Annotated in this window: 20 protein-coding genes; 4 read left to right on the top strand and 16 right to left on the bottom strand. The window is 38.1% G+C overall.

All coding sequences use genetic code 11. The features are described 5' to 3' along the window. Window positions 1-491: 491 nt before the first annotated feature. Complete coding sequence (locus ACH6EI_RS17080; RefSeq protein WP_028414007.1) at window positions 492-1,043, top strand: TVP38/TMEM64 family protein; 552 nt, start codon at window positions 492-494, stop codon at window positions 1,041-1,043. 88 nt (window positions 1,044-1,131) lie between these two features. After that, window positions 1,132-1,431, top strand: a complete 300-nt coding sequence (locus ACH6EI_RS17085) for a hypothetical protein (RefSeq protein ID WP_028414008.1) — start codon at window positions 1,132-1,134, stop codon at window positions 1,429-1,431. 29 nt (window positions 1,432-1,460) lie between these two features. Here the strand turns inward: ACH6EI_RS17085 and ACH6EI_RS17090 are convergent, their stop codons facing one another. From ACH6EI_RS17090 to ACH6EI_RS17105, 4 genes are all read right to left on the bottom strand, one after another. Beyond that, a complete protein-coding gene (locus ACH6EI_RS17090) occupies window positions 1,461-2,246 on the bottom strand; it encodes an ABC transporter ATP-binding protein (protein ID WP_028414009.1) in 786 nt (261 codons plus the stop codon). Window positions 2,247-2,264: 18 nt separating this feature from the next. Beyond that, a complete protein-coding gene (locus ACH6EI_RS17095; RefSeq protein ID WP_028414010.1) occupies window positions 2,265-3,245 on the bottom strand; it encodes a FecCD family ABC transporter permease in 981 nt (326 codons plus the stop codon). After that, window positions 3,242-4,249, bottom strand: coding sequence for a FecCD family ABC transporter permease (locus ACH6EI_RS17100; RefSeq protein WP_028414011.1), 1,008 nt, complete (start codon window positions 4,247-4,249; stop codon window positions 3,242-3,244). The genes ACH6EI_RS17095 and ACH6EI_RS17100 overlap by 4 nt, the downstream gene beginning before the upstream one ends. A gap of 90 nt (window positions 4,250-4,339) precedes the next feature. Then, window positions 4,340-5,290 (bottom strand): ABC transporter substrate-binding protein, encoded by a 951-nt coding sequence (locus tag ACH6EI_RS17105; protein WP_028414012.1) that lies wholly within the window; start codon window positions 5,288-5,290, stop codon window positions 4,340-4,342. A 259-nt stretch (window positions 5,291-5,549) separates the two neighbouring features. Between ACH6EI_RS17105 and ACH6EI_RS17110 the strand changes: the two genes are divergently transcribed. Together ACH6EI_RS17110 and ACH6EI_RS17115 are read left to right on the top strand one after the other, a co-directional pair. After that, window positions 5,550-6,419, top strand: a complete 870-nt coding sequence (locus ACH6EI_RS17110; RefSeq protein ID WP_028414013.1) for a permease — start codon at window positions 5,550-5,552, stop codon at window positions 6,417-6,419. Window positions 6,420-6,435: 16 nt separating this feature from the next. Further along, the gene (locus tag ACH6EI_RS17115) at window positions 6,436-7,272 is read left to right on the top strand and encodes a TIGR03943 family putative permease subunit (protein WP_028414014.1); all 837 of its coding nucleotides are present in this window, start codon (window positions 6,436-6,438) and stop codon (window positions 7,270-7,272) included. A 38-nt stretch (window positions 7,273-7,310) separates the two neighbouring features. On the opposite strand, the gene ACH6EI_RS17120 is transcribed toward ACH6EI_RS17115, so the two are convergent. From ACH6EI_RS17120 to ACH6EI_RS17175, 12 genes are all read right to left on the bottom strand, one after another. Next, entirely contained in the window at window positions 7,311-10,079 is a 2,769-nt protein-coding gene (locus ACH6EI_RS17120; protein ID WP_028414015.1) for a bifunctional diguanylate cyclase/phosphodiesterase, read from the bottom strand. A gap of 86 nt (window positions 10,080-10,165) precedes the next feature. Further along, window positions 10,166-10,693, bottom strand: coding sequence for a GNAT family N-acetyltransferase (locus tag ACH6EI_RS17125; RefSeq protein WP_034266572.1), 528 nt, complete (start codon window positions 10,691-10,693; stop codon window positions 10,166-10,168). A gap of 109 nt (window positions 10,694-10,802) precedes the next feature. Further along, window positions 10,803-11,354, bottom strand: coding sequence for a hypothetical protein (locus tag ACH6EI_RS17130; protein WP_013056190.1), 552 nt, complete (start codon window positions 11,352-11,354; stop codon window positions 10,803-10,805). Window positions 11,355-11,692: 338 nt separating this feature from the next. Continuing rightward, a complete protein-coding gene (locus tag ACH6EI_RS17135) occupies window positions 11,693-12,469 on the bottom strand; it encodes a serine hydrolase (protein ID WP_260503774.1) in 777 nt (258 codons plus the stop codon). Then, window positions 12,469-13,476, bottom strand: coding sequence for an ABC transporter ATP-binding protein (locus ACH6EI_RS17140; RefSeq protein ID WP_108674533.1), 1,008 nt, complete (start codon window positions 13,474-13,476; stop codon window positions 12,469-12,471). Before ACH6EI_RS17140 ends, ACH6EI_RS17135 begins: the two co-directional genes overlap by 1 nt. Before the next feature lie 12 nt (window positions 13,477-13,488). Beyond that, on the bottom strand, window positions 13,489-14,397 hold the full coding sequence (locus ACH6EI_RS17145; protein ID WP_394530615.1) for a C40 family peptidase: 909 nt from the start codon (window positions 14,395-14,397) through the stop codon (window positions 13,489-13,491). Window positions 14,398-14,428: 31 nt separating this feature from the next. Continuing rightward, window positions 14,429-15,373 carry a S66 peptidase family protein gene (locus tag ACH6EI_RS17150; protein ID WP_034266565.1) on the bottom strand — a complete coding sequence of 315 codons (945 nt, stop codon included), beginning with the start codon at window positions 15,371-15,373 and terminating at the stop codon, window positions 14,429-14,431. A gap of 88 nt (window positions 15,374-15,461) precedes the next feature. Beyond that, on the bottom strand, window positions 15,462-17,105 hold the full coding sequence (locus ACH6EI_RS17155; RefSeq protein ID WP_033578457.1) for a peptide ABC transporter substrate-binding protein: 1,644 nt from the start codon (window positions 17,103-17,105) through the stop codon (window positions 15,462-15,464). Window positions 17,106-17,128: 23 nt separating this feature from the next. Next, window positions 17,129-18,127 carry an ABC transporter ATP-binding protein gene (locus tag ACH6EI_RS17160; RefSeq protein ID WP_028414022.1) on the bottom strand — a complete coding sequence of 333 codons (999 nt, stop codon included), beginning with the start codon at window positions 18,125-18,127 and terminating at the stop codon, window positions 17,129-17,131. Window positions 18,128-18,131: 4 nt separating this feature from the next. After that, window positions 18,132-19,070, bottom strand: a complete 939-nt coding sequence (locus ACH6EI_RS17165; protein WP_028414023.1) for an ABC transporter permease — start codon at window positions 19,068-19,070, stop codon at window positions 18,132-18,134. Window position 19,071: 1 nt separating this feature from the next. Further along, entirely contained in the window at window positions 19,072-20,001 is a 930-nt protein-coding gene (locus ACH6EI_RS17170) for an ABC transporter permease (protein WP_108674532.1), read from the bottom strand. Between the two features lie 14 nt (window positions 20,002-20,015). Then, window positions 20,016-20,840 (bottom strand): M55 family metallopeptidase, encoded by an 825-nt coding sequence (locus tag ACH6EI_RS17175; RefSeq protein WP_033578456.1) that lies wholly within the window; start codon window positions 20,838-20,840, stop codon window positions 20,016-20,018. Between the last annotated feature and the right edge of the window lie 100 nt (window positions 20,841-20,940).

Genomic DNA, 20,940 nt, shown 5'->3' on the forward strand with positions numbered 1-20,940 from the left:
TCTCTCCCTCTGTTATTTTAATAATCCATTAAACGCTGCATTAATTAGCCATAATGCGATAGCTCCCCCTGATAAATAAGTGCTGAGATAGAATATTAGCTCCATATACCTCCCTCCCATTTCTATCTTACCCCTTCATTTCTTTAGCTGCAGTGATATTCATCACAGTAAAAAGTGTATTGTTGAGCTGCCGAATAGCTCCGCAAAAGAGCTCGTGAGAAAGGTCTCACGAGCTGCTTAGTTAGCATTTTTATTTTCGGATAATGCGTTTGAAAATCATAATAATTAATAATACAACCACAATAACAAGCAAAAATTTCAACATGAGTTGTCCATCCCTTCAAATCAGTAAATCGTCTTTCATTAGTAAGTAGTTACCCTGTTTCGTTTTTTATAAACTGCTGACTGCTTATTTCATGCCAAAAATTATATAATAGTAGAAAATGAGCTTAAATTAGCCCTACATATAAAACATAAACGGGAGTATAACCATGACTGACTATCTTCAAACATTTCTGCTTGAACATTTAGAAGCAGCAGAGCTTATTAGTGTTCTCTTGAACATCCTTATTAGCATTACGGGCGTATTTCCAAGCGCGCCCCTTACGTTCGTAAACGTAAAATTATTTGGTTTTTGGAATGGATTTTTACTTTCTTTTATTGGAGAAGTTTTAGGTGTAGCTCTCTCTTTTTGGCTGTACCGAAAAGGTTTCCGTACACTTGTTCATACCAAAACACCTTCTCACTCCAAGTGGCTAAAGCTGCTGCGCGTACAAGGGAAAGAGAGTTTTATATTCATTCTTTCTTTGCGATTACTTCCCTTTGTTCCATCAGGCCTCATTACATTCTTCAGTGCTGTAGGAAAAGGCTCCTTTGCGGTATTCATTTCTGCTAGCGCACTTGGAAAAATTCCAGCGCTTTTTATTGAAGTTTATTCGGTTTATCATATTTCACAAGGATCTATGCAAGGAAAAATCATCTTAGTGGTTTTATCCATTACTTTACTTTTTTATATAAGTAAAAAATGGAAGAAAAAAGCTTAACAGACTATAAAAAGGGAAGACTATCTAAAAATAAGTAAAAACATTATCCTATGTAACTGTAATAAGATAACGTATTGGAGATGGTCCATTGATTTTCCTGTTGGTTTCTGCAAGTATTATTGTTCCTATTATCATGCTTTTTTTCTCACTAAAGTGGAAAGGAGCAGAACTAGTTTTTAATACGCTAGCCCTTCTTTCAGCGCTAGTATTTGGAAATATAGCCGCTGCTTCTATCTATCGTATCTTAAAAAATCATACTGTTTTTATGACGAGCATTCATGCAATCTTTTTAAATTCAGCTTTTTTATTAACCGGTGCATACCTTGGAATCTATGTATTGTATAAACTGTTAGCTCTGACCTTAAATGTAAAACAGCGTACTATGTGAAAATAGTACGCTGTTTTTTTAAGTGCAGTTTATTTTATGATTCCAGTTGGTATACATAGAGGTGAACCATCAACTGGATTTTGAATGATAGTTGATGATAAATTAAACACATCCCTTATCATTTCTTCTGTAAATACTTGAGCAGGAGAACCTTCTTTGTAAATCTGACCGTTTGAAATACTGATTAAATGATCTGCATAGCGAGCTGCTTGGTTTAAATCGTGCAAGACCATCACAATTGTACAATTTCTCTTTTGGTTTAAGAAACGAAGAAGTTCAAGCACTTCAATCTGATGAGCTAAATCTAAATATGTGGTAGGCTCGTCCAAAAGCAGAAGCTCCGTACCCTGTGCTAATGCCATTGCAATCCAGGCCCTTTGACGCTGTCCTCCAGAGAGCGCATCCAGTGTGCGATGACTTAAATTAGACAGTTTAGTTGCTTGTAAAGCCTCCTCTACAATTTGATGATCTTCAGCAGAATAGCGAGCAAATAAGCCTTTATGAGGGTGACGACCATAATAGCATAGCTCTTTTACTGTTAAATCTTCAGGAGCTTCAGGAGCTTGAGGCAAAATAGCCAGTTTTTTTGCTACTTCTTTTGATGAATGTTGATGAATATCTTTTCCGTTTAAATAAATATTTCCTTCTGTCGGCTTTAATAAACGCGCCAATGAACGAAGGATTGTTGATTTTCCGCAGCCATTTGATCCAATGATTATGCTTATCTTTCCTTCTGGAATGTGAAGGTCAATATCGCGAATAACTGAAGTTGAATCATATGATAGCGAAAGTTTTTCCGCAGTTAACTTTGTCATTACTCTTCCTCCTTTCTCCTATTTTTTCTGTTCACGCCGCAGTAAATATAGAAAATAAGGGGCACCAATAACGGATGTTACGATTCCAGCAGGAATCTCAATGGGCGGCACAACCCCTCTTCCGAGACTGTCAGCAATTATCAGGAATAAAGCACCTACTGCTGCTGAAACTGGTAACAAGAACTTCGACCGACTCCCTACTAACCTCCTACTAATATGAGGAGCAATTAAACCAATAAATCCAATTGACCCAACTACAGCTACAGATAAACCGGTTAATATCACAGCCATACTCAATAGTGTATAACGAACGTACTTTGTTCGCTCTCCTAGGCCAACTGCAATCTCATCTCCTAAGTTTAAAATATCGAGCTTAGATGCAAATATAATAATAAAAGGAACAAGTACGACGCAAGGAATTAACATCAAAAGCTCACTCCAGCCTCTTCCCCATAAACTTCCTGTAAGCCAAAGAAGAGTTGTATTCACGTCATCTGGAAACTTAATCATAAAATACTGAATTCCAGCCTGGCAAATAGCTCCTAAAGCTACACCCACTAAAGCCAGCGTATGAGTTTTAGCTCCTTGAGAATAAGAAAACACCATGAGTATAACGGCGATGACCGATGCTCCTAAAAAAGCTGAAAGCGGCAGCAGAAGCATAGAAGCAGCTGGAAATACAATTAAAATAAAAACGGCGAATAACCCTGCTCCTTTTGTTACACCGATAACATCAGGAGAAGCAAGCGGGTTTTTTAATATCCCCTGCAAAATAGCTCCTGCTACCGCTAAAGCCGCACCGACCACAATAGCAATGAGGGTACGTGGAATGCGATAATTTGTTAAAATAAAGGAACTACCTTGGGAACTACCTACTATTTGCTGAAAGATTTCTGCAGGGGAAATATAAACGGCTCCTACTCCTAAGCTAATTACAACCGTGATGATTAAACATAGCAATAAGATACTTAATATTTGATAAGGGTGTTTTCTTTTCATTGCTTAATATTCCTCCCTTTTCTAGCAAGATATAAAAAGAAAGGAGCTCCGATAAGAGCTGTTACAATCCCTACTGGCGACTCAAAAGGATAGGCAATGAAACGAGAAAGTACATCGGCATAGACAAGCAAAATGGCTCCTAATAGAGCTGAAAATGGCAGGATTCGCTGGTAGTCTCCTCCTACTAATTTTCTAGCTATGTGAGGTACAATGAGACCTACGAACCCAATTGGCCCCGCAACGGCAACAGATGCACCTGCAAGCATAATGACTAGTATACCTGCAAAAAAGCGAATCCATTTTACCTTTTCGCCTAAACCTGTTGCCATATTCTCTCCTAACACTAGAATCGATATAGAACGAGATGATACAAAAGCTAGAAGAAGACCTAGAAATGACCAAGGTAACAAAATTTTTACATGAGTCCAGTCTTTCCCGTTAATAGAACCTACAAGCCAATACAAAACGTCCGTAGCTTGTTCATTTAACACAATCACTCCTTGAGTAAGCGACGATAAAAATAAATGCACGGCCATTCCGGCAAGTGCTAGTTTCACATGAGTTGTCTTTCCGCCCGATGCGAACAAATAAACCGTTATTCCTCCTAAAGCTGCTCCTAAAAAGGCAATATAAACAGTTGATTGAGAGGTAAAATCAGGAAATAGAATAAAAGCTATTACAATCGCTAATGAAGCACCTGCATTTACCCCAAACACTTGGGGTGAAGCAAGCGAATTTCGTGTAATAGCTTGCATCAATGCTCCAGCAGCTGCCAAGCTGGCTCCAATAAGAGCTGCCAGCACGGCTCTTGGCAACCTGAGCGTCTGTACGATCGTTGTCTGCTTAGAGTCATCAGGAGCAAAAATTGCTTTAATTACTTCTGTAAAACTAACTGCAGAGGATCCCACAGCGACATGTAAAATCATTCCGATGATTAACAAGCAAACACTAGCTACCAACACAATGTATTTATTTATTTTTTGCTTTTGGACAAGATTTGTCATTTCCAACACACTTTCTACAGTTTTCTTTTCTAAACAAATAGAAGCAAGAATAGAATAACTATTCTCGCCTCTTTGTCAGATTCCGTTATATTACTGCTGCTTATTGTTTAGTAACTTAACCGTATCTTTTCCAATTGCCTCAGCTGAAATTACCCCTCGGAATCTTGTCCATAAATCACGGTCTACTACAAACACTTTATCATTTTTAACAGCTTTTAAATTTTCCCAAAGAGGATTTGTTTTCCATTCATCCGTTACAAGTTTGCCTTCATTATTTGCTAGGATTAAAATATCTGGATTAATGTCTGACAACTGTTCTAAATTCATTTCAGCATATGCTTCTTTGTTCTGCACAGCGTTCTTCAACCCTAGCTTTTCAAGAAACTCTCCGTCATAAGAAGAAGACGTATGCGCTTGGAAAGAAGTATCTCTCACAACTGCTGGTAAGACTGTCTGACCACTTTCTTCTTTTAACTCATTTTTTAATTTTGAAATCGTTTCTTCATGCTCATTTAATCGCTGCTCTGCTTTTTTTTCTTTTCCTACTGCTTTTGCAATTGTTTTAAATGAGTCTATATTTTCTTCATATGTAGATTCACGACTTTTTAATTCGATTGTAGGTGCAATTTTGTTTAATTCTTTATAAATTGCTTTATGACGCTGCACATCGGCGATGATTAAGTCCGGCTGCAGGGAACTAATTACTTCTAAATTCGGCTGTTGACGTGTTCCTACTGAAGTATAGTCAATCTTTCCACCTACAAGTTTTTTAATCATATCTTTTTTGTTGTCGTCTGCAATCCCTATTGGCTTCATTCCTAAACCTTGCAGAGCATCCACAAAGGATAGTTCAAGAACAACTACTTTTTTAGGATTTTTAGGAACTTTCGTTTTTCCAAGCTCATGCTGAACAGACACCTTTTGGTTATTATCTGAATTTTCTTTTGAAGAATTTTGATTTGACCCGCATCCTGCTAGAACAAATAAAATAGCAACAATAGTAGCTATACTGAGAAGTCTAATCTTTTTAACTTGCTTCATTTTAATGCTTCCTCCTATGTATATACTCTTGATGACGCTGATAATCATTATCATCAATGTTATCTGTTAATTCAAGATGAGTCAATAGTTTTCTCATAATACGGGACATATTTTGAATAAATAACAAAAAAATCCTTTCACTTCTTTTTGAAAAAGCTTTATTCCCTTCCCTTTTTACGATACACTATGTATAAGTTGACCAAATACAACTTTATTGCACTAATACATTTTAGATAAACTTAATTTTGGAGTGAAAATAATGAATTCGTCTCTATTACAAATGAATACTATATTTATTAGTATTCTTATTGAAGCTCTTCCTTTTGTATTATTAGGCGTGATCATTTCAGGAATTATTCAAATTTTTGTAACGGATGAAATGATGGCTCGAGTTATTCCTCAAAATAAAATAGGTGCTGTCCTATTAGCTAGTGTGATTGGAGCTCTTTTTCCAGCCTGTGAATGTGGAATTGTTCCTATTACTAGGCGCTTAATGGCAAAAGGGGTTCCCCTTTATGCTGCCATTCCTTTTATGTTAACAGGCCCTATTATTAATCCTGTTGTTTTATTTTCTACCTTTGTAGCTTTCGGAAATGATTGGAAAATAGTATTTTATCGGGCAGGAGTAGCTTTTATTGTTTCCTTACTTGTAGGTCTTATTTTAAGTGTTCAATTCAAAGCACCTCAGACAAAACGTGAGGTTCATTTGCATACTTCCCCCAAGAAAATGAGTGAGAAAGTTTCACAATCGATTCGTCATACTATTGATGAGTTTTTTTCTGTTGGGAAATTTTTAATTATTGGTGGATTAATTGCCGCCGGCATGCAAACGTTCGTGAAGACCTCTACTTTACTTTCATTGGGACAAGGAAATGTTTCATCAAATGCGGTAATGATGGGACTTGCCTATGTATTATCGCTTTGTTCCTCTGCAGATGCGTTTATCGCTTCCTCGTTTCGCAGTACGTTTACAGATAGTGCTATTGTTTCATTCTTGGTATTCGGTCCAATGTTTGATATCAAGAATACGCTGATGATGCTAAGCCAGTTTAAGACTAAATTTGTCTTTACGCTTTTGGCGTATGTCTTCATTTTAGTACTTATTGTTTCGATTTTAATTGTTCATTAGTAAGGAGGGATTTGGCATGATTCGTATTTTAATTTTAATAGGGTTTACATTCATCTTCATGCACCTTCATGCAACTGGGGATATCTCAAAATATATCAATATGAAATATTCCTGGATTTCATTTTGCACCATCTTTGTCCTTTGGTTCTTGACCATTGCAGAATTAATCTTTTACATGATAGGCCCTAAAAAACATGATGATGATTGTAGCTGTGGATGCGTCCATAATCAGCAAGATGGCAAATGGAAACGAAGAGTATGGTACCCAATTTATATTTTACCAGTACTCACGGTCTTATTTTTACCTGTCGCAACCCTTGATTCTAATATTGTTGAAGCTAAAGGGTTTCATTTTCCTATTTATGACAAAAAGGACCCTTATTCTTCTCATCAATTTTTACAGCCTGACACAAGTTCTTTTTACGGAGAAGAAGCCTATGACAAAATGATTCATCGTGATCTTAAAAAGTTTTCTAAAGGAGAAAATATCAACTTAGAAGACGAGGAATTTTTAAATGCAATGGAGACTATTTACCGATATCCTGGTGAATTCACTGACAAAACCATTTCTTTTAAAGGATTTATGTATCAAACGAAAGAATTAAAAAAGAATCAATATTTTCTCTTTCGCTTTGGTATCATTCATTGTATTGCAGATTCAGGGGTGTTTGGAATGCTTATTGAGTTTCCAGATGATGTTACTTTTAAAAATGATGACTGGGCAACGGTTACAGGAAAAATTAGTACAATGTATTACCAGCCGTTCAAAAAAACCATCCCTGTTGTAAAAGTAACAAAAGTAAAGCGTGAGCAGTCTCCAAAAGACCCTTATGTATATCGAAATAACCAATAATAAAAAGCCGTTCTTTTAAATAAGAACGGCTTTTTACATTAATGAACAAATTCCATTTTTTCTTCGATTTTATGAAATTTCTCATAAAATTCCTGCGCTGAAATCGGTTTGGAGAAATAGTATCCCTGCACTTCATCACATTTTTCTTTATGAAGAAGTTCTACTTGTTCAACTTCTTCTACACCTTCTGCTACGACGGATAGCTGCAAACTTTTGGCTAGTGTAATAATGGCTCTGACAATCGATACTTCCGTTGTATTAGGATCTAAATCTTTAATAAAAGACCGGTCAATTTTCAGCGTATGAATAGGCAGCTTCTGAATATAGCTGAATGAGGAATATCCTGAGCCAAAATCATCAATCGAAATAAATACTCCTGCATCTTTTAAAATTTGTAGCTTTTCGATTGTTTGCTCAACATGCTTCATCGTTACACTTTCCGTAATTTCAAGTTCTAAATATCGTGATTCTAACTCTACTTCACGCAAGACATCTAACACATAATCAACAAAATCTGTTGTACCAAAATCCACGCTTGATATGTTCACACTCATTTTTAAGGGAGGAAGTCCTTTCAGCTGCCAATACTTATTTTGATGGCACGCTTTTTTTAATACCCATTTCGTCAATGTAACAATAACGCCTGTTTCTTCAGCAATCGGAATAAATTCTGCGGGAGAAATAACGCCCATCTCGGCGTGAGTCCACCGGATCAAAGCCTCCACTCCAACAATATGGCCACTTTGAATATTGACTTTCGGCTGATAGTGAAGCTCCATTTCGCCCAGCTCAAAAGCCTTTCGTAAACCATCTTCAATTCTCATTCGTCGCGTAGTATGAACCTGCATTTCTTTTTGATAAAACAGATAATGATTACGCCCTTGTTTTTTGACTTCGTACATCGCTAAATCAGCATGGCGAACTAGCACCTCAAGCGTTTTTCCATCTTTAGGAAATAAACTAACTCCGATGCTTACCCCTAAATAAACATCTCTCGACAGCACTACAAAAGGAGTGGATAAGCAGTCATTTAATGATTTACAGATTTTTCTTACTTCTTCATCCGTCCTATCATGCAGTAAAACTAAAAACTCATCTCCTCCAAAACGCGAAAGAACATCTTGGTTTCTTAGGCAGCTCTTCATTCGATCGACCACCTGAAGCATAAGCTGATCTCCAGCATGATGACCAAGCGTGTCATTTACCTGTTTGAAACGATCGAGGTCTAAGAATAAGAAATGAAGCTTTTTTCCTGAAGCAGCTGCTGAATCAATGGATTTCTCTACAATGTTTGAAAACATACTTCGATTTGGTAAATCTGTTAGCATATCGTGAAAAGCCATATATTGAAGCGATTCTTGAGCTTTTTTCTGCTCCGTTACATCTCTAGTTACTGTCTGAAAAAGCGTCTCTCCATTAATTTGAATGAGCGTAGATTTTACTTCTAAAAAGAGTTCCTTACCTAACGCATTAAACATTTTCAACTGAGCTAATGGAGGTCTTGGCTCATCTTTTCTATCTCTTACTGCCTTCAATCCTTTTTTAATATCAGGAACTTGTTCAGATGAAAAGAAATCATATAACGATTTCCCAACGAGCTGGTCTTCCGTTACTCCTAAAAGCTGAATCATAGCATCATTCACGGACACGACCTCTTCTTCTCGATGGACCATAATTGCCAATGGAGAGGAGTAAAACAAGTTTTCATAACGATTTTTTGCTTCAATCAACGTTTTTTCCGCTTCACGCTCTTGCGTCATATTGCGTATATACAGCATATACTCAACCGTCTCTTCAATCGCTACCGCCATCACCGTTATCTCAACCGTAACTTCTCTATTACTTATCAAAAGGGAGTGCTCAGTCCGTCCGTCTTGTAGAGAAGAAAATTTATAGAAGGGCAGCAGCTTAACAACATCACTCCCGATTACATCTGATGCTTTAAGAGAGAAAAGCGTTTCTGCTGCATAATTGAGCGATAAAACATGTCTTTTTTCATCAATCACCAAAATAGCATCCAGGGCAGATTCAAAAAAAGCCCATTTTAAAACTTCTTGTTTTTGTACGCGTCGATCCATAAAAATGGTTAAAAACACAGCCGTAAATAGGCAGACAACAAAAAAAATAATAACGGCGGATAAATATAGTGGATTTAAAGCAAAACCGTTTGATTGTTCAGGCATTCGCATTCCTGAAAAAGAAGCTGCCTGCATGCCCGTATAGTGCATACCAGCAATAGCAATGCCCATAATAGTAGAACAAATAAGCTTAGCAAAAACGGTAAGCTTCCCTTCATTTAGCTTTGAGTAAAAACCAAGCCACAAAGCTGTATTAGAAGCAGCAACAGCAATAAGAATAGAGAGAAAAACGACAAATGGATCATATGAAATCATAATGGGCTCCATTGCCATCATGCCGGAATAATGCATAAAAACAATTCCAGCTCCCATAAAGCTCCCCGCAATGGTGAGTGCCTTCATGCTTTTCTTTTGTTTGTGAATGAGGTAAAGGCCTATATAACATCCTGTTATCGCTCCCAAGATTGAGAGAAGAACAAACCATAAATTGTATGAAACATCTACGGGCAAGTGAAAAGCAAGCATGGCAATAAAATGCATGGACCAAATGCCTACTCCCAATGTAAATGCCCCGCTGATTAACCAAAACTGAATAAATTTTGCCCGGGAAATTTTCACACGATTAGCTAACCCAAAAGAAGCGTACGCCGCAGTAATAGCGATAAGGAAAGAAAGTGTAACGAGTAACTCATTGTACGTCCCTTCTAGTAAATGTGTATGATGATTCATTCATGACCTTCCTTCAATTCGTTCTTTTCTTTGTTATCGGTTAAGGCCTAAAAATATTTACTATTTCAAAAGAACTTCTGTTGGATTTACTTCTTACTTTTTGAGCGTCCTGACAATATCGCGCTCACTTTTTCTTTATTGACGGTGTATAAACACGTACAATCATCTGACTTATACGCCTCTTTTAATTGAAACGAGAATTTTTTTAAAAGCGTAATTGAATCTTTATTATTAGGATCGACTTTTGCTTCAATCTCCCGTATATGAAACTCTTCAAAAGCTTTTTCTAGCAAAAGGCAGAGCGCTTCTGTCATGAGGCCTTTTTTCCAAAAAGGTCTGCCTAAATCATACCCAATCTCTGCTTGCTTTTTATCATAATCAATACGGTTTAGACCGCAGGTTCCAATGATCTCATCGGAAGTCTTTAATCGAATAGCATAGCGTGTTGCTTTCCCTTCTTTCGTCAAACTTTGAAGAAGTGCAATCATGCTTTCCGCTTGATAAAGCGTCGTAAAGGGCTCAATATTCATATATCTCGTAACCTCTTCATCCGACCAATATGCAAAAACTTTAGAAGCATCTTTTTCTTGAAGAGGAGATAAATATACCCTCATCTATGTTCTCCCTCCTTTTGATGAATGATGGAGCAAGACATTTTCATCTGCGCCTCTTTCACATCTTAAAAAATCTCACATGGTGCACGGAACATGTGAGATTTGACATTTAACTATTTTTTGATTGTGCATCGCGCAGCTGCGTATATAAACGATTAATTGCTACAGTCATTGACTGTTCATAGGAATGATGATCATAATAAACCGCTATATTTTTTAACATTTCATATGTTTGATGATCAAGCTGCACCTCAAGCGTAATTTTTTCGTCAATTGTTGCTGTTTGCAAATGATGAGGCAAGTCCTCTTTTGTAGACACTTGCTCTGCAATATGAATTGCTTCTTCTACTGTTTCAATTCGGCCGTACTGATGCACCCATCTTCTGCCCATTTCAATCGTATCTTTTACAAACTGACGATTGGTAATGGTATCTTTAATATTAAATTGATGATCCGCCACATATACAGATTGATACAAGATTACACTGATCACTTCGTCTTTTAAATTTAATTTTCTCAGCTCATCAATTAAATCCGCTATATATTTAGGTAAAGGACTAAATGTCCCTCGCACTTCCTTAATTAAATCCATGGCAATGGATTCAGTTGAATTGCGTTTAAATGCTTTTATAATATCTATCATTACATGTTCGTTTGCCATACATACACCACCATTTATGAATCGAATAATTTCATGCTCCTTGCTAATTGGCATAGACATTCACTATTCGTTTAAAATATATACTATTATTCTATTATATAAAAAATATGAATAAGTTGGTATAGGATGAATGATTTATCATTATTTTTTCATAAAATTTTATGAAAAAGAACATGTTTATCTATTACTAGCACAAATCCAGCACTGCAAACAACGGTCTCGCCAAAATCTGAGAAGACAAGCATTTATTATTAGTACATGTGAGTTTTTCTTTGATGGAAGACATTAAATAAAAAGAGACCAAACTACCCCCGCTTATTGAAATGGTCAAAAGATTTTTAGATGTTAGATGACAGAAGGTATCCAATATCAGTAATCAATCTCCTTCCCTGTTCATTGTCACTTAGTCCATCTATCAAAACAACGGCATAATACGTTTCGTTACCTCGCATGAGAATAGCACTATCATGTTCCGCTCCCTGTAGTTCTCCAGTCTTATTCGCAGCTTGAAACGCTGATCCTATACGTGCTGGAAGCTTATGCCGAAACTGCTGCATTTCTAGCATTCTCATTATTTTTTCGCAACTAGATTTTCGCAAAAAGTTTCCTTCACATATTTCCTTTAGGCACTTTACTACGTCAGAGGCACACGTATAATTATCACTCCCTTGTTTAACAGCTGTTTCGTCCATCATATAGCGGTTTAAAACGGTTTTCTTTAATCCTAGATTTTTAGCACATTCGTTAATTTTTTCAAATCCTACTAAAGAAATGAGCTCATTTGTAGCTGTGTTGTCAGAAACCATTATCATAAGGGCAAGCAGCTCTTCCACTTTAATATGTGTTAACCGCGGAAGAGCTCTAAGTACACCTGCTCCGCCAACCGTGTTTTTTTCCATTCTTTGAATGACAGATGTTAAAGCCAAGATGCCCTCATCAATTTGACGAAACGCTTCTATTGCAAGCAGCAGCTTGATTGTACTTGCTGCTCGTTGTTGGATAAAAGAATTAATCTGTATGGATTCTTTCCCTTCAATATGAATCCGTATAAGTCCATTATTACTCCGTTTCCATTTCGTAACTGCATCTTCTATTTTCACTCTTGCTTTTTCCATCATTTTGTCGCAGCTGTTTCAATATAGTTGGTACTCATTATCTTTTGATTGTATAAGTGGCAGGCCACAAAATGATTTTCTTCAACTTCCTGCCACTCTGGTTTTTGAGTCTTACAGGCTGCTACTGCAAGAGGACAGCGTGTATTAAACACGCAGCCAGAGGGAGGGTTAATGGGGCTTGGCAATTCTCCTTTAAGAACAATTCGCTTCCGATTATCCTCAACGTCAGGATCAGGAATAGGAATAGCTGACAGTAGAGCTTGAGTGTATGGGTGAAGCGGTTTTTGATACAGCTCCGAACTTGTTGTTAATTCTACTAAATGCCCTAAATACATAACTCCAATACGACTGCTTATATGCTTTACCATCGACAAGTCATGTGCAATAAATAAATAAGTTAACCCTTTTTCTTTTTGGAGTTTTTTTAATAAATTAACTACTTGAGCCTGTACAGATACATCTAAAGCAGAAATAGGTTCGTCTGCAATAATGCATTCTGGATTTAACGCTAAAGCTCTCGCAATCCCTATGCGCTGGCGCTGCCCGCCGCTGAACTCATGAGGATAGCGGTTGGCATGATCACGATTTAGCCCCACATCTTCTAGCAGCTCATACACCCGGTTCAGCATTTCTTTTTTATTGGAATAAAGTCCGTGAACCTCCATTGGTTCTAAGATAATCTCCTTTACGGTAGAACGAGGATTCAGTGAAGCATATGGATCTTGAAAAATCATTTGCATATTACGATGAAAAGCAAATTTCTCTTTCTCTGATAGCTCATGCACGTTTTTCCCTTTATAAAGCACCTCTCCTGATGTACGGTTATACAATCCAATGATTGTTCGCCCGGCAGTGGATTTTCCGCAGCCGGATTCACCAACAAGCCCAAAGGTTTCTCCTTTTGAAATATAAAAAGACACGCCGTCTACTGCTTTCAAAACCTGCTTGTTCGTAATTGAAAAATATTTGCTCAGCTGCTTTACTTCTAACAAATGCTTCGCTGTCATAACTGCCACCTCCTAATAATAGCGCCGGGCTGCGCACAGCTCTTCTTCATAAAGCGTTCCTTTTAATTCAATCAGTTCGACGGTTTTACCCGTTTTAGGTGAATGAAGCATTTTTCCTTTGCCATAACAAATACCAACATGGTGGATAGACCCCTTCCCTTTTTCATAAGCGAAAAACAATAAATCTCCGGGTTGAATAGAGTCTAATCCTACTTCTTTGCCTTTCCTTGCTTGATCGGTGGCATCTCTTGGAATAAGATAGCCGTTTGCTTGATGAGTAGCATAGGCAAACCCGGAACAATCATATCCCCAAGCACTCATGCCCCCCCATAAATATGGAAGATTCAAAAACTGTTCTCCTGCTGTAATAATCATATCTCCAGTTCCTTTTGTTGTTTTACGGTTTCTATCCTCTATTACAACAGCATCTTGACGTTTTATTCTCCCAGTGCCAACCGGTGTTTGAACCTCTAGCCATTCTTTATCTTCTTTTAAAAGAGGCAGCTGCGTTTGATAACTAATTTGCAAGGTTTCTTCCGCTAGCTGCAGTGTCGCAATCGCTGCTGATACCACTGCCGTTGGTTTATTCAATGGAGAATATTCAGCTTGGGAAATCAGTTGGTGGAAAGGAACCCACCCGGGATATCCTCTTTCATCTTTAGAAGAAAACTGAGAAGGAATAACGATTTTTGCCCATTTACCTTTCAGTTCCGTTACATATACTTCTTCTCCTAGTAACAGCTGCGTTTGAACTAAATTTTTCTCACAAAGCTCCAACCGACGTGTATACGTTAATTGCTCCAGCCATTTATCCAGTTTTACTGGGACACTTGTTGCATTGTCATCTATTTCTCTGCTAGAGTCATAGGAAGTCCACACAGTCGCCACAGCTACACAAACGTAATACGCTTTTTTATCCATCACTTATTTCTCCTCCCTGCAGGTTTAACCTTCAGCGTTCGACTTTATCTTTTGGTAATGTAATACCGGATTCAAATTCCACCATTCGTTCATAAGTCGACATCGTGGCATAACTTCCAATTCCCACAGCTGTTTGAGGCGAGCAATGCCCGATGCGAAACCCTCTCATAACAGGCTTTTTTAAAGAAGTCAGGTAACTTGTTAATGCCTCTTCTAATGAAAGCGACTCTGTACGTTTTTTAGGATAGCAGTTATGGAAATCTCCGATAAGAATTCCCGCTGCATCCTGCAGTTTATTGGCCATATACAGCTGTGTCATCATGCGGTCAATTTCATACGGCTCTTCGTCAATATCTTCAATAAATAAAATTTTATTTTTCGTATCTAGTTCAAATGGAGTGCCAAGCGTGCTCACGAGCAAAGTCAGATTTCCTCCTATCAGCTGACCAGTTGCTTCTCCTTCACAAATAGTGTCGAGCGGGCTAATTTGATCCGTATAGTAAAAAGAACGGTGAGAAAATAATTGATAAAAAGCTTGCTTCGTCTCTATATGAACATCTTCTTTTCCGATATCCGACGAAAGCATTGGCCCGTGAAAGGTAACCAAACCTGTGCGCTGATGAATAGCGGTATGTAAAAACGTAATATCGCTATATCCCCAAAAAATCTTTGGGTTTTGCTTAATTAAATTGTAGTTTAATTGCGAGGCAAGCCTAGCAGTCCCGTACCCTCCGCATGCACAGATAATTGCCTTTACTTCCTTATTGGCAAACATCGCATGTATATCGGCTGCTCGCTGTTCATCAGTCCCTGCCAAGTACCCGTTTTTTTTATATAAATGCGCACCCGTTACTACGTTTAATCCTATTTCCTTCAAATATTCTAGTCCTTTTTTTAGATTGTGCTGATTAGGCGGACTAGCAGGTGCAATAACAGCTACTGTATCACCTTTTTTTAATCGTTTTGGTTTGATCATTTGCTACACTCCTTTTGTGTAAAGAAATGAAGAAAGTGAAACTTGGGTCAGAAGGGAATTGAAATCCCCTCTGACGAAAAGTTCCACTTTACTGTTTATCTGCCCACTTCAAATCTAAATAGCCAACAGGATGACGAACAATTCCAGATACGTTATCTTTTATTAAAAACACATAGTTGTAGAAATGAATAGGAATGATCGGCATCTCATCAAATAAAATACCTTCTGCTTTATACATAAGCTCAAAACGTTTTTTATTATCCGTTTCGTTCATAGCTTGTTTAATTAACTTATCATATTCTTTATTGCTCCAAGCTGTACGGTTCATTGAATGACCCGTCTGGAAGCTCTCTAAAAAGTTGATTGGATCTGCATAATCAGCTAAAAACGAACTTCGTGACAGCTGAAACTTTAACGCTTTTTGTTCTTCTTGGAAAACATTCCATTCCATATTGGCAAGCTTCACATCTACACCTAGATTTTCTTTGAACATTTGCTGAAGTGCTTCTGCTATTTTTTTATGTGTATCGTCTGTACTGTATGTTAGCGTAATAGCTGGCAGCTTTTTATATCCTTCTTCTTTCATTCCTTTTTTCAGAAGTGCTTTTGCTTCTTTGCCATCTGTTTTTAGTAAGTCACCGCCCGTTTTACGGAAATCCTTTCCATCTGCATCTTTAAATCCGTATGATACAAACCCGCGAGCTGGTTTTTCTTTATTTTTTGTAACAAAATTAACAATTTGATCTTGATCTACAGCCATTGCGAATGCTTTACGGATATTTTTGTTTTGAAAGGGCTCTTTATCTAAGTTAAAGCGATAGAAGTAAGTTCCCGCTTGGTCTTCGATATGAACATCTCCATCTTTCAGCAGCTTTTCACTTAAATCCGATGGAATTTCAGAAACATCTAGTTCTCCATTTTGATACATTTGGTATTCTGTGTTTGTATTTTCAACAATTGCCCATTTTACCTTATCGAGCTTTACATTTTTAGCATCCCAGTACTGATCGTTTCTTTCCATTACTAGATTACTGTTATGCTTCCATTGAGTTAATTTGAAAGGACCATTAGCAACAAACGAATCTGCTTCTGCAAACCATTTCGGATTTTTTGTTGCTACTTTTTCATTAATTGGAAAAAACGCTGGATTGGAAACTACGCTTAAGAAATAGGCTTGCGGACTTTTAAGCGTAACTTCAAAAGTTTTGTCATCTAGCGCTTTGACTCCTACTTGATCAGCACTGCCTTTACCCGTATTAAATTCTTCTCCACCTTGAATAAAATAACCTAAAAACGCCGCTGGAGAACCAGTCTTAGGATCTAACAGCCTCTTCCAAGCAAACACAAAATCACTTGCTTTTACGTCATCTCCATTTGACCATTTAGCATCTTTTCGCAAATGAAATGTATAGACTTTTTTATCGTCAGAAATATCCCATTTCTCGGCCATTGCTCCTTCAGGCTCATCGCTTTTTCCTAAACGAGTCAGCCCCTCCATTAAGTTATTAAGCATATTCCATGAATATGAATCAAACCCAATAGGCGGATCAAAAGACGTAGGTTCTGCGCCATTATTCATATAAAGGACCTTACCGTCTTCTTTTGCTGTACTGCTTTTCTTTTCTGGCTCCGCGCCTGAATCTTTTGTGGCCGTACAGGCAGCAAGTGCAAATATAAGTACACACATCATTAGTAAAGACCCTATTTTTTTCATCATTTTCCCCTCTTTCATAAGTTCGCTATTCATCTATAAATCTAGCTTATAGTTGTTACAAATTTTTGGGCTCTCTCATCTTGAAGCCAGCAGTGCACTTGGTGACTTTCTTTCAGCTTTGTCGACGTAGGATACATGCGATCACACACTTCCATTACGTAAGGACAGCGAGGTGCGAACGAACATCCAGATGGAGGTGCAAATAAATCGGGAGGTGAGCCTGCAATAGGCACAAGCTCACTTTCGTATAGATCTAACCGAGGAACTGAACGCAGCAATCCTTTTGTATACGGATGCTGCGGCGTATAAAAGATGTCTCTTCTTGTTCCAATTTCTACAATCTTTCCTGCATACATTACGGCAACACGGTCAGCTACCTGAGCAACTACACCTAAATCATGGGTAATTAAAACAATGGAGACATCCGTTTTCTGCTGAATATCCTTAAATAATTCTAAAATCTGCGCCTGTATCGTGACGTCAAGGGCTGTGGTAGGTTCATCAGCAATTAGCACTTCGGGGTTGCATACAAGAGCCATTGCAATGACAATACGCTGTCTCATTCCCCCGCTAAATTCATGAGGATATTGCTTTAGGCGTTCTTTAGGATTTGGAATTCCGACTAGCTCCAGCATTTCAAATGCTTTTTCTTTGGCTTTTTCTTTTGAGATGTTTTCATGTTGCATAATATTTTCTGCAATTTGCTCACCTACGCGAAGAGTTGGGTTAAGCGCAGTCATAGGATCCTGAAAAATCATCGAAATATCAGCGCCTCGAATGTCTCGCATTTTCTTTTCTGATAGTTTTGTCAAATCCTGGTCTTTAAATAAAATAGAGCCGCTTGTGATCCTGCCCGGAGGTGTTGGAATTAACCTCATGATACTTTGAGATGTTACGCTTTTTCCGCAACCTGACTCTCCTACAATCGCTAGGGTTTCTCCTTTATGTAAATCAAAACTAACGCCTCTTACAGCTTGAACTTGCCCTCCGTAAGTTGAAAACTGTACGTGTAAGTTTTTGATTCGGATTATTTTTTCCATTTGCTTACCTCCTTAATTTCGGATCAAGTGCATCTTGCAGTCCGTCTCCAAGGACATTAAAAGCAAACATGGTAAGAGAAATAAAAAACGCGGGAAAAAACAAACGCCACCAATAGCCTGATAGAATCGTTGATAAACCATCGTTTGCCATTACTCCCCAGCTCGCATAAGGAGCCTGTACACCCAGCCCTAAAAAGCTTAAAAAAGCTTCAGCAAAAATGGCAGTTGGTACGGTTAGTGTCATTTGAACGATAATCGGTCCCATCGTATTTGGAAGCAGGTTTCGCTTAATGATACGGCTTGTTTTTGTTCCAAACGTTTTGGATGCAAGCACGTATTCATAGTTTTTTATTTGCAATACTTGCCCCCGTACAATTCTCGCCATCCCGATCCAACCTGTAACGGAAAGTGCCACAATAATCGTAGAAAGCCCGGGTCCCATGACTACCATTAGTAAAATTACCACTAATAAATAAGGAAGACCGTATAAAATTTCAATTACGCGCATCATGACATTATCTGTTTTTCCTCCTTTATAGCCTGAGAAGCCCCCGTAAATGACACCGATGATAAAATCAATAAGCGCTGCCATCAGCCCTACAAATAAGGAGATTCTAGCCCCGTACCATGTCCGAGTGTACATATCTCTGCCTAAGTCATCCGTTCCAAACCAATGACTAGCTGAAGGAGGAAGGTTTTGCTCTGTAAAAGAGGCTTTCGTTACGCTGTAGGGTGAAAACATAGGACCGAATATAGCCATCACAACGAGGATGACTAAAAAAAAGAGACCCAGCATGGCCAACTTGTTTTTTACAAGCCTGCGCCATGCATCATGCCAATAAGAAAGACTCGGCCTTACAACTGCTTCGGCTTCAGATTTCTTTTTTTTCTTTGGCGTAAACCACTCATCAGGAATTTGCTTATACTCCTGTTTTTCCAGCACGTTATCCCTCCTTCTTATACAGTTTGATTCGTGGATCAAGTATTCCGTAAGCAATGTCTACTAAAAAAAGCATAGTGATGAGAATCGAACTGTAAAAGACCGTAGTGCCCATAATTACGGGGTAGTCTCTCGTATTAATACTGTCCACAAAATATTTCCCCATGCCAGGAATAGCAAAGACTTGTTCAATAACAAATGTGCCAGTTAATACGCTGGCTGCAATCGTTCCAAGAACTGTTATAACAGGCATTAAAGCATTTCTAAGCGCGTGTTTAAATACAATTTTCATTGGCGAAAGCCCTTTTGCACGCGCTGTTCGAATATAATCTTGAGTCAGTACTTCTATCATGCTTGAGCGAGTCAAACGTGCAATAATAGCCATAGGACCTGTGGCAAGAGCTAGAGTCGGAAGAATCATATGTAAAGGGCTCGTCCACGTAGCAGCGGGTAAAATTTTTAAATTGACAGAAAGCTGTTGAATTAACAAGGTGGCCATAACAAAATTTGGAACCGACAATCCGATAACTGCTATGCTCATCGCAATGTAATCAATTATTCCGTTTCTTCTAAGAGCAGCGATAATGCCTAGTGTAATACCGGAAATCACCGCAAGAATTAACGTCACCATTCCAAGTTCAAATGACACGGGAAACCCTCTTCCTAAAAGGTCGTTAACCGTTTGAGACGGCTGTTTAATAGAAGGACCAAAGTCAAAGGTAACAATGGATTTCAAATAAAGAACATATTGCACAACCAGCGGCTCATCTAAGTGATAAAATGATTCCAGGTTTTTTTGAACTGCATCGCTTGTCGCTCGTTCTTCATTAAATGGAGATCCAGGAATCGAATGCATTAAAAAGAAGGTTAAGGTCACAATTACCCACAGCGTAACAAGCATGGATAAAAATCGCTTTAAAATATAACTTTTCACCTTTATCCCACCTTCTAACAGAATGTTGTGCGCGTAGCTAATTCAGTCATAACAAGCATGGCCTGATAAGCTTCTAAAATATCTTTTGCTTGAAACCGAACGGTCGTCGTTCCAGGTTCAATTTCTGTGCCCGGCATTAAATGCGCCCACTCTGCTTGACCATAATTTGCAAATTCTATTCGTAAGGTTGGGTGTTTAGGTGGAATTAAAGGTTTAACAAGGTGTTTGTGCTGAATAGCTGCGGCTGTTTTTTCTTGAAGTAATTGTTCTGCTTTCTTAGGGGTTAATGTTTTGGCTGCAGAACGTGAAATGGCCTGTTTGACGATAGCAGTCGTCACGTTTGGAATAAGCTGCTGTGCTTCCAGCGCCGTTTGGTCATCACCAGCTACCATTAAAACTGGCACGCCGTAATAGCCTGCGACGTATGCGTTGAAGCCTAACTCTCCAATATTCATATCGTCTATGTACATATTGCGAGCACCAAATATCATTGAATGAGACATGACACCAGGCATGGATGCTTTAGCATGATACCCTAGAAATATAGCACCATCAAAAGTCTGATCTAATCCCTGTACCATTGAATATGGTTTTACGCTTCCTGAAATAAGCTGAGTTTCTGGATGAAGCCGTTCAACAAGGAGATTATTCATACTCGAATGACTGTCATTTACCACAACTTCTGAGCACTTTTCTCTAAACCCTGCATAAATGACTGCATTCGCTTCATCCGTCATTATTTTGCGGCTTCTTTCATAATTCTCTTTCTCTCGCAGAACATTTGTGTGATCGACGAGTCCTGTAATTCCTTCCATATCAACCGACAGGTATAGTTTCATTTGTCTTATCCCTCCTCCTTCCTTGACTGTTAGTCAGTTCATTATAAATTATTCTTATGTTTATAATTTATAATTGTAAGAAAATTATAAATTATCTTTC

The sequence above is a fragment of the Priestia sp. JSM ZJ58 genome (genome assembly GCF_044383985.1).
Lineage (GTDB): Bacteria > Bacillota > Bacilli > Bacillales > Bacillaceae_H > Priestia > Priestia zanthoxyli.

What these genes read in the sequence shown, in the direction of transcription:
- ACH6EI_RS17080 (WP_028414007.1), top strand. Translation starts at nt 492, where the DNA reads ATGACTGACTATCTTCAAACATTTCTGCTTGAACATTTAGAAGCAGCA.
- ACH6EI_RS17110 (WP_028414013.1), top strand. Translation starts at nt 5,550, where the DNA reads ATGAATTCGTCTCTATTACAAATGAATACTATATTTATTAGTATTCTT.
- ACH6EI_RS17135 (WP_260503774.1), bottom strand. Translation starts at nt 12,469, where the DNA reads ATGGAAAAAGCAAGAGTGAAAATAGAAGATGCAGTTACGAAATGGAAA.
- ACH6EI_RS17100 (WP_028414011.1), bottom strand. Translation starts at nt 4,249, where the DNA reads ATGACAAATCTTGTCCAAAAGCAAAAAATAAATAAATACATTGTGTTG.
- ACH6EI_RS17145 (WP_394530615.1), bottom strand. Translation starts at nt 14,397, where the DNA reads ATGGATAAAAAAGCGTATTACGTTTGTGTAGCTGTGGCGACTGTGTGG.
- ACH6EI_RS17120 (WP_028414015.1), bottom strand. Translation starts at nt 10,079, where the DNA reads ATGAATCATCATACACATTTACTAGAAGGGACGTACAATGAGTTACTC.
- ACH6EI_RS17155 (WP_033578457.1), bottom strand. Translation starts at nt 17,105, where the DNA reads ATGAAAGAGGGGAAAATGATGAAAAAAATAGGGTCTTTACTAATGATG.
- ACH6EI_RS17125 (WP_034266572.1), bottom strand. Translation starts at nt 10,693, where the DNA reads ATGAGGGTATATTTATCTCCTCTTCAAGAAAAAGATGCTTCTAAAGTT.
- ACH6EI_RS17115 (WP_028414014.1), top strand. Translation starts at nt 6,436, where the DNA reads ATGATTCGTATTTTAATTTTAATAGGGTTTACATTCATCTTCATGCAC.
- ACH6EI_RS17090 (WP_028414009.1), bottom strand. Translation starts at nt 2,246, where the DNA reads ATGACAAAGTTAACTGCGGAAAAACTTTCGCTATCATATGATTCAACT.
- ACH6EI_RS17175 (WP_033578456.1), bottom strand. Translation starts at nt 20,840, where the DNA reads ATGAAACTATACCTGTCGGTTGATATGGAAGGAATTACAGGACTCGTC.
- ACH6EI_RS17130 (WP_013056190.1), bottom strand. Translation starts at nt 11,354, where the DNA reads ATGGCAAACGAACATGTAATGATAGATATTATAAAAGCATTTAAACGC.
- ACH6EI_RS17105 (WP_028414012.1), bottom strand. Translation starts at nt 5,290, where the DNA reads ATGAAGCAAGTTAAAAAGATTAGACTTCTCAGTATAGCTACTATTGTT.
- ACH6EI_RS17095 (WP_028414010.1), bottom strand. Translation starts at nt 3,245, where the DNA reads ATGAAAAGAAAACACCCTTATCAAATATTAAGTATCTTATTGCTATGT.
- ACH6EI_RS17140 (WP_108674533.1), bottom strand. Translation starts at nt 13,476, where the DNA reads ATGACAGCGAAGCATTTGTTAGAAGTAAAGCAGCTGAGCAAATATTTT.
- ACH6EI_RS17150 (WP_034266565.1), bottom strand. Translation starts at nt 15,373, where the DNA reads ATGATCAAACCAAAACGATTAAAAAAAGGTGATACAGTAGCTGTTATT.
- ACH6EI_RS17160 (WP_028414022.1), bottom strand. Translation starts at nt 18,127, where the DNA reads ATGGAAAAAATAATCCGAATCAAAAACTTACACGTACAGTTTTCAACT.